The organism is Streptomyces glaucus (genome assembly GCF_039533365.1).
Taxonomy (GTDB): domain Bacteria; phylum Actinomycetota; class Actinomycetes; order Streptomycetales; family Streptomycetaceae; genus Streptomyces; species Streptomyces glaucus.
The window spans coordinates 1-14,414 of the sequence record NZ_BAAATK010000019.1 but is presented as its reverse complement, the minus strand read 5'-3'; the positions used below and the strand labels follow the sequence as shown (position 1 = coordinate 14,414).

Here is a 14,414-nt window from a genome sequence, read left to right as displayed (position 1 = left end):
GCGCCGCCGCTCAGGCCGTGGCGGCGTCCTCGGTCCGGGCGACGAGGCTCTTGGGCCGCATGTCGGTCCAGTGCTGCTCGACGAATTCCAGGCATTCCGCCCGGCTCGCCTCGCCGAACACGGTGGTCCATCCCTGCGGCACTTCCGCGAACACCGGCCAGAGCGAGTGCTGGCCCTCGTCGTTGACGAGCACGAGGAAGGTGCCGTTCTCGTTGTCGAAAGGGTTCGTCATGGGATCGTCCGCCTTCTGTTCCGGTTGATTCTCGATGTGGTTCGAGATGTGGTCTCGATGTGGTTCGAGATGTGGTCTCGATGTGGTTCGAGATGTGGTTCTCGGCGCGGCTGGATGCCGGGAGCGCCGGATTTCCCGGACGCCGCCGGATTTCCCGGACGCGGCCGGATTTCCCGGGCGCGGCGGGTCATCCGGAAGCGGTGAGTTTCCCGGTGAGGACGCGGCCCACCGGGGCGAGCTGTCCGGGATGGAGCATCCGGTAGTGGTCGACCGGGATCTCGTGGGCCTCGACGGTGCCGCCGGTGAAGGGCTCCCACACCACCCTGGCCTCGGAGACGGGCAGGTCCGCCGGGCGGTCGTGGGCGGCGATGAACAGCAGGACGTCACCGCCGAAGCGGCGCGGGGCGTGGCCGGGCGCGAACCGGGCCATGTTGCCCAGCACCTCCTGCATCCGCGCCAGCACCCGGTCGCCCAGGTTGCCGCGCGCGTCGACGCCCGCCGACACCTCGATCTCCTGCTCCATCAGCGTCGACGCCTGCTCCTCGCGGGAGACCCCGCGGTCCCGGGAGACCGACTTCCCGGCGCTGCCGGGGTAGGCGTCGAGCAGGGCGAGCAGCGCGACCTCCTCGCCCAGGTCCTCCAGCCGGCAGGCGACCGCCTGGGCGATCACGCCGCCGAAGGACCAGCCGAGCAGGTGGTAGGGGCCTTCGGGCTGCACCGTGCGGATCTCGTCGGCGTAGTCGGCGGCCATCTCCTCGACGCTGTGCGGCAGTTCCTCGGGCCCGGCGAGCCCGCGCGCCTGCACGCCGTACACCGGCAGGTCGGCCGGCAGATACGGCACCAGCGCCGCGTACGACCAGCTCAGGCCCATGCTCGGGTGCAGGCAGAACAGCGGTGCCCGGCTGCCCTCGGGGCGCAGCGGCAGCAGCACGCCCAGTTCGCTGCCGCCCCGGCCCACCGGCCTGCCGGCCTGCGGGGTCCGCCGGCCGCGCAGCGACAGCACGCCCTCGCCGTCGCGCCTGGCCCGCTCGCCGGTGCGCAGCATCCGGCCGCCGGGCCGGTACGGGTCGGCGACGAACCGCTCGGCGGTCGGCGCGGGCCGCCCCGTGTATCCCCGCGCGAGGGTGCCGCCCGCCACGTACAGGTCTCCCTCGACCCCGGCGGGGACCGGGCGCAGCCGGTCGTCCAGGACGTAGGCGAGGGTGTGCGGGAGGGGCCGTCCCGCCGGGAGTCCGGCGGCGGGCGGGTGCTCGCCGGGGCCGAGCCGCGCCTCCAGCCAGGTGCCGCCGGTCTCGGGGAGGGCGTGACCGGTGACGCGGGTGGTGTCCGCGGGGAGCCGGTGCGGCTCCTCGTCGACGACCAGGACCTCCGGGTACGGCGGTGCGCCCGCGGCCTGTCCGGCGAGCAGGGCGCCGGTGGTGACCAGGAGGTCGGCGCCCGGCCCGTCGGCGGAGGGGGTGCCGAAGCGCACGGTCCCGCCGGCGCTCAGGGCGGCGAGCAGCGGGGTGATCAGGGACGCGGCCGGCACGCGGGTGTCCAGCAGGGTCACCCCGGAGACGGGCGAGGTGCGCGCGCGGTGCGCGGCGCGGGCGGCGAGCGTGCGGTGCTCGACGACCGCGTGGGAGCCGTCCCCGGCCGGCAGCAGCAGGGCGGGGTGACCGGGGAGCGCGGGGCGCAGGGCGGCGTCCTGGGCGGGGGTTTCGCCGGTGTCGGTGAGCAGCACGGGGAGGTCCCCGGCAAACGCCCAGGACCCGGCGCGGGCCGCGGTGGTGACCACGGCCGCCGGACGGATCCCCCCGAGGGCCCGGTCCGGGCCGCGGACCAGCCGGAGCGCGGCGCCGGACCGCAGCACCCCGGCCACCGCGCCGGCCAGCCCGGTGCCCGTGGGCTGGTCCACGGCGACGACGTCCTCGGCTCCGACGCCCCGCGCCGCGAGCCGCCGCGCCAGCGTCCGCGCCGCCGCGTCCAGATCGGCGTACGTGAGCGACCCGGAGGCGTCCGCCACCGCGACCGCGTCGGGCGTGGCGGCCGTCCGCGCGGCCAGCGCCTCGACGACCGTCGTCCCGGGCGGCTCGGTGCCGGCGGCGTCGTCGAGTTCCGGGGCCGCCCGCCGTTCGGTGTCGTCCAGCAGCAGGTCGACGTCCCCGATCCGCAGCTCCGGATCCTCGGCGACCTGTTCCAGGACCCGGACCAGGCGCGCGGCGAGCACGGCCGCCGTGTCCCGGTCGAACAGGTCGGTGGCGTACCGCAGTTCGCCGGTCAGGTCGCCGGGGGAGCCGTCGGCTTGCTCGGTCCGGTCGAGGTGGAGGGACAGGTCGAACTCCATGGCGTCGGTGCCGAGGTCGACGGGGCTGGTGTTCAGCCCCGGCAGCTGCCAGGCGTCCCACGGGTCCTCGTCCTCGTCGCGGACGTCGAGGGCGACCTGGAAGACGGGGTGCCGGTCGGGGGCGGGCGGCAGGTCGAGGGCCTCCAGCAGCCGGGCGAAGGGCACGTCCTGGCGGCGGCGGCCCTCGCGGCCCGCCTCGTGCGCCCGGCCGAGCAGGTCGGCGAAGGTGGGGTCGCCGGAGAGGTCCGTGCGCAGGGCGAGGGGCCGTTCGAAGGCGCCGATCAGCCCGTCCAGCTCGACCTCGTCGTCGCTGCGCGGCAGCACGGTGCCGACGGTGACGTCGTCGGTCGCGCCGAGCCTGCCGAGCAGCAGCGCGAGCGCCGCCTGGACCGCGGTGAACACGGAGGCTCCCGACGGCCGGGCCGCCGCGGCGAGCCGGGCGTGCGCCGCGGCGCCCAGCCGGACCGGCACGGATCCGGCCCGGCGGGTGGGCAGCACCGGGCGGGCCCGGTCCGTGGGCAGTTCCAGGGTCTCCGGGGCGCCTTCGAGGGCGCCGCGCCAGTACTGGATCTCGTCCCAGGCGAGGGTCTCGCGGTTCCGTTCGCCGCTCAGCAGCTCCTGCTCCCACAGCGCGTAGTCGGCGAACTGCAGCGGCAGCGGCGCCCGTTCGGGGGCGCGGCCCCGGCGCCGGGCGCCGTAGGCCGCGGCCAGGTCGCGCATCAGCACGCCGGCCGACTGCGTGTCCGCGGCGATGCGGTGCACGAGCAGGTGCAGGACGTGGTCGGTGTCGGAGAGGGCGAACAGGGTGTGCGTCCAGGGCACGTCGCGGGTGAGGTCGAAGGTGTGGGCCGTCGCCCGCTCCAGCAGTGCGGGCAGGTCCTCCTCGCGGGCCCGGACGAGCCGCAGCGCGGGCCGCCCGGCCGCCGGCTCCAGCACCTGCTGGCGTACCGAGCGGCCGGCGCCGGGGAAGGTGGTGCGCAGGATCTCGTGCCGGTCGGCGACATCGCCCAGCGCCGCCGCCAGCGCGTCCCGGTCGAGGGCGCCGCGCATCCGCAGCGCGAGCGCGTGCTGGGCGGGCGCGGTCCCGCCGTCGCCGGCGAGCCGGTCCAGCAGCCAGGTGCGCAGCTGGCCCGCGGTGACGGGCAGCGGGTCCGGGCGGTCCTCGACCCGCCGGAGCACGGGCCGGACGCGGGCGGCGAGCGCCCGGGCCACACCGGCCGGGGTGGGCGCCGAGAACAACTGCCGGATCGGCAGGTCGACGCCGAGTTCCTCGCGGATCCGGCGGGCGAGGCGCATGCCGAGGCCGGAGTCGCCGCCGAGCTCGAAGAAGTTGTCCTCGGCGCCGACCTCGCCGAGGGCGAGCACCTCGGCGAAGAGCGTGCACATCAGCTGCTCGGTCTCGCTCTCCGGGGCGCGTCCGGCGGCCCGCGTGAGGAAGTCGGGGGCGGGCAGCGCCATGCGGTCGACCTTGCCGTTGGCGGTGACCGGCAGCGTGACCATGGCCATCACCAGCGCCGGGACCATGTACTCCGGCAGCACCCCGGCGACCTGTGCCCGGATCTGTTCGGGGTCGAGGTCCGGCCCGTCGGCGACCACGTAGCCGATCAGCCGCTTCCCGCCGGGGCCGTCGTCGCGGGCGGCGACGACGGCCTGCCGGACGCCGGGCTGCGCGGCGAGCGCGGCCTCCACCTCGCCCGGTTCCACCCGGAAGCCCCGGATCTTGACCTGGGCGTCGGCCCGGCCGGCGAAGACCAGTTCGCCGTCGTCGGTCCAGCGGGCCAGGTCCCCGGTGCGGTACATCCGCCGCCCGTGCGCGTACGGGTCGGCCACGAACCGTTCGGCGGTCGGGGCGGCCCGCCCGGCGTACCCGTGCGCCACGCCCTCACCGGCGATGTACAGCTCGCCGGGCACCCCGGGCGGCACGGGCTGCAGGAAGGCGTCCAGGACGTAGGCCCGGCGGTTGGCCAGCGGCCGTCCGATCGGCAGCGTGCCGGTGTCGGGCGAGCCGGGTCCGAGGAGGTGCCAGGTGGCGCACAGGGTGGTCTCGGTCGGCCCGTACAGGTGCCGGATCCGCAGCTCCGGGCAGACCTGCCGCACCCGCCGCACGGCCTGCGGCGGTACGACGTCGCCGCCGGTGAGCACCTCGCGCAGCCCGGTGAAGCACTCCGGCGCCTCCTCGGCGAGCACCCGGAAGGTGCCCGCGGTCAGGTGCAGGACGGTCACCCCGGCGGCGGTCTCCTCACGGATCCGCAGGGCGTCGACCACGCCCGGCTCCGCCACCACCACGCGGGCCCCGGACACCAGCGGCACCCAGATCTCGAACAGGGAGGCGTCGAAGGCGTGCGGGGCGTGCAGCAGCACCGCGTCGTCCGCGTGCACGCCCCAGCCCGCGTCCCCGGCGAGCGCGGCGACCGCGCCGTGCGGCACGGCCACGCCCTTGGGCGTCCCGGTCGAGCCGGAGGTGTACATCACGTACGCGACGTCGTCCGCGGTCACCGGCACCGACGGCGGCTCGTCCCCGCCGGCGGTCAGGTCGTCGAGGACGAGCGGCGCCACCGGGGTGTCCTCGGGCACGGCGGCGCGGGTGGCGCGGGCGCACAGCACGGCGGTCGGCGCGCAGTCCTTCAGCAGGAACGTGATCCGCTCGGCCGGGTCGGTCACGTCGACGGGCACGTACGCGGCGCCCGTGCGCCAGATCGCCAGCAGCGCGGTCAGCAGGTCGGCCGAGCGTTCCAGGAGGACGGCGACCCGGTCGCCGCGTCCCACGCCCTGCCGCGCCAGACGGCCCGCCAGCCGGGCCGCGTCGGCGTCGAGCCCGGCGTACGTCAGGGTCCGCTCGCCGTCGACGACGGCGACCGCGTCGGGGGTGCGGGCCGCCTGCCCGGCGAACAGCTCGGGCACCGAACTCCCGGGCACGGCCGCCCCGGTGGCGTTCCACTCGTGCAGCACGCGCTCCCGTTCCGGCCCGCCGACCACGGCGAGCCGCCCCACGGGCGTCCGCGGGTTCGCGGCGAGCTGTTCCAGCACCCGGATCAGCCGGCCCAGCACCGCCTCGGCGGTGCCGCGGTCGAACAGCTCCAGCTGGTGGTCGAGTTTGACGTGCAGCCGGTCGCCGGGGGCGACGACCAGCGTGAACGGGTAGTGGGCGGTGTCGCGGGAGAGCTTCGCCGGGCGCATGGACAGGCCCCGGGAGCCGGGCCCGCCGGGCGCGTGCGGGAGGTTCTCGTAGACGACGAGGGTGTCGAAGACCGCGCCGGGGCCGCCGAGGCGCTGCACCTCGGGCAGGCCGAGGTGCTGGTGGGCGATCAGCCCGGCCTGCCGCTCCTGGAGGGCGGTCAGCATCTCGACGGCGGGCTGCCGCCCGTCCAGGGGCACCCGCACCGGCAGGGTGTTGATCAGCAGTCCCACCATGGACTCGACGCCGGGCAGTTCGGCGGGCCGGCCGGAGACGGTGGCGCCGAACACCACGTCGGTGCGCCCGGCGAGCTGCGCCAGCACGACCGCCCAGGCGCCCTGCACGACCGTGTTGAGGGTCAGCCCGTGCCGGCGCGCCAGGCCCGTCAGACCCGCCGTCAGTTCCTCGGAGAGGTCGGTGAGGACGAAGCCGGAGTCGGGCAGGCGGGTGGGGTCGGCGGGCGCGACCAGGGTGGGGGCGTCCAGCCCGGCCAGCTCGGCCCGCCACACGTCCCGGGCCCGCTGCTTGTCCTGCCGGTTCAGCCAGCCGAGGTAGTCGCGGTAGGAGGCGGTGGGCGGCAGCCCGGAGGCGTCGCCGCCGGCCGCGTACAGGGCGGACAGCTCGCTCATCACGACCGGCATCGACCAGCCGTCCATCAGCACGTGGTGGCTGGTGACGACCATCCAGTGCCGGTCCTCGGCGAGGGTGACCAGGGCGATCCGCAGCAGCGGGGCCGCCGCCAGGTCGAACCGCCGGGCCAGTTCCTCGCCGGCCACCCGGTCGGCGGCGGCGGCCGCCTGCGGCTCCGGCAGGGCGCTGACGTCCTCCTCGCGCCACGGCAGGGTCACCTCGCGGGCGATGACCTGCACCATCCGGGCGCCGCTGACATGGCGGAAGCAGGCGCGCAGCGCCGCGTGGCGGGCCACCAGCGCCTCCCAGGAGGCGCGCAGCCGGGCGCCGTCCACCGGTCCGTCGAGCGCGAGCACGGCCTGCACGGTGTACACGTCGGGCCCGCCGCGGTCGTCCAGGGCGGCGTGGAAGAGCAGGCCCTCCTGGAGCGGGGACAGCGGCCACACGTCTTCGACGAGGGATCGGGGCATCGCGTTACTCCTCACAAGGGCCTGTCACAGGGGTCTGCGGTCGGGTGCTGTCACTTGTCGTCGGCGAGTCCCGCCTCCAGCTCCTCGATCTGGCTCTGCGCGAGGTCCAGGAGGGAGAAGTCGGAGGGGGTGTGGCCGCCGGCGGCGGGGTCGTCCGTGTGGGCGGCGAGGCCGCCGAGCAGTTCGTGCCAGGTCCGGCCGAGCCGTTCGAGCGCGCCGCGGTCCGCGGCGGCGGCCCGGCCGCGGAGTTCGAGGGTCAGTTCGGGGCCGTCCGGTGTGCGGCGCAGCCCGGCGGTGGCGTGCACCGCGTGGGCCGGGGGCCGGGTGGCGGCGGGCCGGCCCAGGGGCTGCCACGGCTCCGCGGTGTCCGGGACGTGGCCGTGGTAGGCGAACGCCAGCGTGGGCGGGGCGAGGGCGGCGAGCCGGGGCGCGGTCTCGGGGTTGAGGTGGCGCAGCAGCCCGTACCCCAGGCCGTCGCCGGGCATCGCCCGCGTCTGCTCCTTGACCGTCTTCAGCAGGTTCCCGGCCGCCGCGCCGCCGGCCCGTGCCGAGGCGAGGTCGACTCCGGCGAGGTCGACGCGTACGGGGACGCGGTGCGCGAAGCGGCCGACCGTGCGGGCCGGGTCGGCCCCGTCGACGGGCCGCCTGCCGGAGATCTCCAGGTCCACCAGGGCGCCGGTGGCGGCGCCGGTCTCCGCGACGGCGCCCACCAGGGCGGCGAGGACCACTTCGGACGGCTCGCAGTGGAAGGTCTCCGGGGTGCGGCCGGTGAGCACGGCCGTGACCTGCGGTGTCAACGACCAGGTGGCGCGGGTCTCGGCACCGGCGGCGGGGATCCGTTCGCCGGCCCCCAGCAGCGCCGCCCAACCGTCCAGTTCCGCGATCCGCTCCGCGGCCGTCGCCTGCGCGGCGAGCAGACGCGCCCAGCGCCGGTACGACGTGCCCGCCCGCTCCAGCACGGGTTCCCGTCCGGCCGCCGCGGCCTCGTACGCCGTCCGCAGGTCGGACACCAGGATCCGCCACGACTCGTCGTCCACGACCAGCTCGTGGACGACGAGCACCAGCCGGCTCTCCGGGCCGGCGTCCGCCCACACCAGCCGGGCCAGCACGCCCGCGGCCGGGTCGAGCCGGGACACGGCGCGGGCCACGGCGTCGTCGAGGCGCCCGCCGTCGTCGATCCGGTCGATCAGCCCGGCCGCGTCCGGCGCTCCGGGCTCGCCGACGACCGGTCCCGCGCCGGCGCCGTCGATGCGGCAGCGCAGCATCGCGTGGGTGTCGAGCACGGCCCGCAGCGCGCGGGCCAGGGCCGTCCGGTCGAGGCCGGCGGGGGCGGCGAGGGTCACCCACTGGGCGGGCACGGTCCCGTCGGCCGGCACGGCCCGCATGGCCGGTGTCCACGGCACCTCGCCCGTCGCCGCCTCCTCGGCGACGGCCGCCTCGGCGAGCAGGGCGAGCCGTTCGGGCGTCTTCTCGACGAAGACCTGCCGGGGAGTGAGCACGACGCCCTCGCGGCGGGCCCGCGAGGCGAGCTGCATCGAGGTGATCGAGTCGCCGCCGAGCGCGAAGAAGCTGTCGTCGGCGCCCACCCGTTCCAGTCCCAGCACTTCCGCGAAGAGGCGGCACAGCAGCGCCTCGGCGGGGGTGCGGGGATCGCGTCCGCCCGCGCGGCCGGCGAAGTCGGGGGCGGGCAGCGCGCGCCGGTCCAGCTTGCCGTTGGGGGTGAGCGGCAGCCGCTCCATCGGCACGAGGGCGGTCGGGACCAGGTAGGCGGGCAGCCGCCGCTCGGCGTGTTCGCGGAGTTCGGCGAGCAGGGCGCCGGTGCCGCGGCCGGCGGCGGGGTCGTTGGTGACGGCCGGCGGCGGCGCCGGGGCGGGTGTGTAGACGTCCACCACGGCCGCGGACGCGGTGAGTCCGGTGCGGACGAACACGGCGTCCAGTTCGTCCGGCGCGGTCGCCGACCAGGTGACGCCCACCCAGTAGCCGAGCCGGTCGCCGAGGTCGTGCAGCTCCTCGACGTCCGGGCCGGGCGCGGTCCTTCCGGGCGCGGGCGGGGCGCCCTCGTCGAGGGCGCGGGCCAGCGCGACCTCGTGCGCCACGCGGGAGTTGGGCACGCCGGTCAGCCGCAGCCGGTCGGGGCGCGCGGACTCCAGGTGGCGGGCCAGCGCGGCGAGGCCGCCGGCCTCGGTCCAGGTCAGCCGGGGCGCGTCGGCGACGGACAGGGTGGCCGTGCCGGTCTTGCGCAGCACCACGTCGTAGCGGTGCCGGCTCAGTTCGTTGTGGTGCCGGGCCCGTTTGACCCGGATGTCGGCGCCCGCCACGTCGGGCAGTCCGGCGCCGAGCGCGGCGAAGAACTCCGGGTCGACCAGCAGTTCCTTCTCGACGGTGAGGTGCTGCTCCACCGCCCGGCGCACGGCGGCGGCGTCCCGGCCGGCGGCGCGCGCGGTCTCGACGGCGGTCGCGAACGGCCGCAGCAGCCGGTGATTGCGCACGTCGCCGACGAACACCGCGCCACCGGGCACGACCAGCCGCAGTGCCCGGCCGAGCACGTCCCGCAGGTAGTCCGCGTCGGGGAAGTACTGCACCACGGAGTTGAGCACGACGGTGTCGAAGTGTCCCTCGGGCAGCCCGTCGGTCCGGTCCGCGGCCTGCACCCGCAGCCGCACCTTCGCGGCCAGCCGCGGATCCCGCTCGACGTGGCGGCGCAGTTCCTCGACGACCGGGGCGGAGAAGTCCGTGCCCCAGTACTCCTCGCAGTCCCCGGCCAGCCGGGACAGCAGCAGTCCGGTGCCGACGCCGATCTCCAGCACGCGGCGGGGCCGCAGCGCGCGGATCCGGGCCACGGTGCGCTCCCGCCACTCGCGCATCTCGGCGAGCGGAAGGGGCTGTCCGTCGTAGCTGCTGTTCCAGCCGGTGAAGTTCTCGCCGAACTCGGCGTCGGCGGGTTCGGCGTGCACGGAGTCGTACAGCACCCGCCACTCGTCGACCTGGTCGCGCGCGATCCGCTCGTCACGGCCGCGGTCGGCGCCGGGCACGACGTACCCGATCAGCCGCCGCTCGCCGGGGGTGTCCTCGCGGGCGACGACCGCCGCCTGCGCCACGCCCGGGTGCTCGGCGAGCACGGCCTCGATCTCGCCCGGCTCGACGCGGTGGCCGCGCACCTTGACCTGCGCGTCCGTGCGCCCGGCGAAGACCAGCAGCCCGTCCGGGGTCCAGCGGGCCAGGTCGCCGGTGCGGTACATCCGCTCGCCGGGCGCGAACGGGTCGGCCACGAACCGGGAGGCGGTCAGCCCGGCCCGGCCCAGGTAGCCGCGGGCCAGGCCGGCGCCCGCGACGTACAGCTCGCCGGTGACGCCGGGCGGGAGCGGCCGCAGGAAGGCGTCGAGGACGTAGGTCCGCCCGTTGGCGATGGGGGCGCCGATCGGGACGGCGTCCGCTCCCGGGGCCAGGGGCGGGCTCATCGACGCGCACACGGTGGTCTCGGTCGGACCGTACGCGTTGATCATGCGGCGGCTGCCGGCCCAGCGGTCGGCCAGGGCGGGCGGGCACGCCTCGCCGGCGACCACCAGCGTCCGCAGGCCGTCGGGGAGCTCGTCCGCGGTGGCCAGCGCGCTCGGCGGCACGGTGACGTGGGTGGCGTCCCAGTGGCGCAGCGCCTGGGCCAGCGACACCTGCGGGGGCAGGGTCTCGGCGGGCGCGACGATCACGGCGGCGCCGGACAGCAGCGCCATCAGCAGTTCGGAGACCGCCGCGTCGAAGCCGGGGGAGGCCAGTTGCAGGACGCGCGCGTCCGGTCCGACGGCGAAGCGGTCGATCTGCGCGGCGGCCAGGTTGCCCAGGCCGGCGTGCGGGACCACGACGCCTTTCGGGGCGCCGGTGGAGCCGGAGGTGTAGATGACGTACGCGGCCTGCTCGGGCTCCACCGGCACCGCCTCGGACGGGTGCGCGGCCGGGGTCGCGTCGTCGAGGTCGTCGAGGACGACGATCCGGCCCGGGTAGCCGGCGGGCACGGCGGCCCGCGTCCCCGTCGTGCACAGGAGCACCGGGGGCGCCGCGTCGTCGAGCAGATACGCGATCCGGTCGGCGGGGTGCGCGGGGTCGACGGGGACGAAGGCGCCGCCGGCCCGCGAGACGCCGAGCAGCGCCACGACCATCTCCACCGAGCGCGGCACCAGCAGCGCCACCCGTGTCTCGGCGCCCACGCCGAGGGCGCGTACCCGGCGCGCCAGCCGCCCGGCCTCCCGCTCCAGTTCGGCGTAGGTCATCTCGCGGCCGGCGCCGACGACGGCCGTCGCCCGCGGGGTGCGGGCCGCCTGGGCCGCGAACAGGTCCGGGAGCGAGGCCCGGGGCCGGGCCGGTGTGGCGGTGTCGTTCCACTCCCCCAGCACCAGGGCCCGTTCCGCGGCCCCGGTCGCCTCCAGCCGCCCGACCGGGACGGACGGGTCGGCCACCACCTGCTCCAGCACCCGCACCAGGGCGGCGAGCAGCTCCTCCACGTCCGCGCGCCCGAAGGCGTCGGGCCGGTAGACGAGGTCTCCGCGCACCCGCTCGTTCTCCAGGACCGCGACGAGGGTGAGCGGGTAGTGGCCCGCGTCCTGCGGCGTTCCGACGGGCCGGACGGACAGCGCGTCGGGGTCGTCGGAACCGAGCGGCGGGCGCGGGTAGTTCTCGTAGACGACGAGGGTGTCGAAGGTGGCGGCGGGCCCGGTCAGCCGTTGGATCTCGGTGAGCCCCAGGTGCTGGTGGGGCATCAGCGCCACCTGCCGCTCCTGCAGGTCCGCGAGCATCTCCAGCACCGGCTGCGCGCCGTCGAGCCCGACCCGCACCGGCAGCGTGTTGATGAACAGGCCGATCATCGACTCGACGCCCGGCAGCTCGGTGGGGCGTCCGGCGACCGTGGTGCCGAACACCACGTCGGTGCGGCCGGTGAGCCGGGCCAGCAGAACCGCCCAGACGCCCTGGAGCAGGGTGTTGAGGGTCAGGCTCCGTCCCCGGCCGAGGGCGGTCAGTTCCCGGCTCAGTTCCTCGTCCAGTTCGTACGTCACGCGCTGCGGTTCGGCGGGCGCGGTGACCCGGTCGGCCGGGACCACGAGCGTCGGTCCGTCCACGGGCGCCAGCTCGGCCCGCCAGGCCGCGCGCGCGGCCTCCTTGTCCTGCCGCGCCAGCCATTCCAGGTAGGCGCGGTAGGAGGGGGCGGGCGGCAGGGCGCGCGGGTCGCCGCCCGCCTCGTAGAGCCGGGCGACCTCGCTCACCATCACCGGCAGCGACCAGCCGTCGGAGGCGATGTGGTGGCTGGTGAACGCCAGCCGGTGCCGCCGCTCGGCGATCCGCACCAGCAGCACCCGCAGCAGCGGCGCGCTGGTGATGTCGAAGCGGTGCTCCCGGTCCTCGGCGGCCAGCCGTTCGAACGCCGTCAGCGCTTCGGCCTCGGGCAGGTCGGAGACGTCCTCGGTACGCCACGGGATCTCCACCTCGCGGGCGACGGTCTGGACGAACCGCCCGGACTCCAGTTGCCGGAACCCGGCCCGCAGTGTGGCGTGCCGGGCGGCCACGGCCTGCCAGGCGGCGCGCAGCCGGGCCGCCTCCAGCGGTCCGGTCAGCTCCAGCCAGCGCTGGCCCTCGTAGACGTCGGGTCCCTGCTCGTCGTACGCGGCGTGGAAGAGGAGCCCTTCCTGCAGCGGCGAGAGCGGCCACGCGTCGGCGAGTTCCGGCACCGCCGCCTCGATCTCGGCGACCTCCTGCCGGGTGAGGTCGAGCAGCGGGAAGTCGGACGGGGTGCGGCCGCCGGCGGCGGGGTCGGTGACGTGGGAGGCGAGCCCGTTCAACATCGCCAGCCAGGCCCGCCCGAGCGCCTCGGCGTCGGCGCTGTCCAGCACCTCGCCGGCCCAGCTGAGGCTCAGGGTCAGTTCCGGCCCGTCCGGTGTGTCCCGTACGGCGGCGCCCGCCTCGATCACGTGCTTGACCGGTGTGGCGGGGTCGACCGATCCGCCGATGCCGCCCGTGGTCTGCCAGGGTTCGACGTCCGTCCCGGTGGGGGCGGCGGACCGGCCGAGGTAGTTGAAACCGATCTGGGGCACGGGGAGCCCGGCCAGCGCGGGGGCGGTCCGCGGATTGAGGTGGCGCAGCAGCTCGAAGCCCAGCCCGTCGCCCGGCAGGGAACGCACCTGTTCCTTCACGGTCTTCAGCAGTGTTCCCGCCGCCGGCCCGCCGGCCAGCGCCTGGGCGATGTCGGCTCCGGCGGTGTCCAGCCGCACGGGCCTGACGCTGGTGAACCAGCCGACCGTGCGGGACAGGTCCACGCCGTCGAGCGCCTCGCGGCCGTGGCCCTCGATGTCGAGGAGCACGGCGGTGCCGGCGCCCTCGGTCCGCTCACGCCAGTGGGCGATGCCTCCGGCGAGGGTGGCGAGCAGCACCTCGTGGACGCCGCAGTGGAAGGCGTGGGGGGCGCGGTTCACCAGGTGCCGGGCCTGCGCGGGTGACAGGGTCCAGGTGGAGCGGCGCACGGTCGCCGCGGTGTCCCGCGCGGGGTCGAGCGGCCGGCGGCCGATCCGGGCGTCGCCCTCGCCGAGCAGCGCGGTCCAGGCGGGCAGTTCGGCGGTCCGGGTGTCCTTGTGTGCCTCGGCGGCCAGTTTCCGGGCCCAGCTCCGGAAGGAGATCCCGGGGGGCGCCGTCTCCGGTTCCCGCCCGGCGGCCACGGCCTCGCACGCGGCCCGGAGGTCGGTGAGCAGCACCGGCCAGGACACGGCGTCGACGGCCAGGTGGTGCACGGCCAGCACCAGCCGTCCGGTCGCCCGGCCCGCGTCGATCCACACGGCTTGGGCCATGACGCCGGACGTGGGGTCGAGGCGGGCGACCGCGTCGTGGGCGGCGCGGTCGGCGAGCGCGTCCAGGCTGCCAAAGGCGCCGGTGGCCGCGCTGATCCGGGTGACCAGCCGGGCGGGGTCGGCGCTGCCGCGCTCGGCCACGAGCAGCGTGGGCTCCGCCCCCGGTTCGACGCGGGCGCGCAACATGTCGTGCGTGCCGATCACCGCGCCGAGACCGGCGGCCAGCGTCTTCTCGCCGAGGGCGGGCGGGGCCGCGACGACCGCCCACTGGGCGAGGCTCCCGGTCTCCACGGCACGCGGGGCCCGGTCGCGCAGGGCGTGCATCACCGGTGTCCACGGCACCTCGCCGCCGGAGTCGGCCTCGTGAGGCTCGGGCCCGCCGGTGCCGTCCGCGAGCTGTGCCACGGCGGCGATGGCGGCCGGGGTCTCGTGCTCGAAGACGTCCTGGGCGCTGAAGACGACGCCCTTGCGGTTGCCGCGCGCGGCGAGCTGCATCGACATGATGGAGTCGCCGCCCAGCTCGAAGAAGCTGTCCGCCACCCCCACCCGCTCGCGGCCCAGCACCTCGGCGAACAGCTCGCACATCAGCTTCTCGGCGGCGGTACGCGGCTCACGCCCCGTGGAGGCGGCGAACTCCGGCGCGGGCAGCGCCCTGAGGTCGACCTTGCCGTTGACGGTCAGGGGCAGGGCCTCCAGCACGACCAGGGCGGCCGGGACCAGGTACTCGGGCAGCGAGCCGGCCACCCGATCGCGTACGGCC

The 14,414-nt window shown here is 76.5% G+C and carries 2 protein-coding genes and 1 pseudogene; all 3 read right to left on the bottom strand.

The features are described 5' to 3' along the window. Positions 1-10 precede the first annotated feature (10 nt). Positions 11-232: an MbtH family protein gene (locus tag ABD363_RS16195; RefSeq protein WP_344603993.1), complete on the bottom strand. Its 222-nt coding sequence runs from the start codon at positions 230-232 to the stop codon at positions 11-13. Positions 233-419: 187 nt separating this feature from the next. Next, entirely contained in the window at positions 420-6,833 is a 6,414-nt protein-coding gene (locus tag ABD363_RS16190; RefSeq protein WP_344603991.1) for an amino acid adenylation domain-containing protein, read from the bottom strand. Positions 6,834-6,883: 50 nt separating this feature from the next. After that, positions 6,884-14,398, bottom strand: a pseudogene (locus ABD363_RS16185) (class I SAM-dependent methyltransferase); the annotation flags it as partial. Between the last annotated feature and the right edge of the window lie 16 nt (positions 14,399-14,414).

What these genes read in the sequence shown, in the direction of transcription:
- ABD363_RS16195 (WP_344603993.1), bottom strand. Translation starts at nt 232, where the DNA reads ATGACGAACCCTTTCGACAACGAGAACGGCACCTTCCTCGTGCTCGTC.
- ABD363_RS16190 (WP_344603991.1), bottom strand. Translation starts at nt 6,833, where the DNA reads ATGCCCCGATCCCTCGTCGAAGACGTGTGGCCGCTGTCCCCGCTCCAG.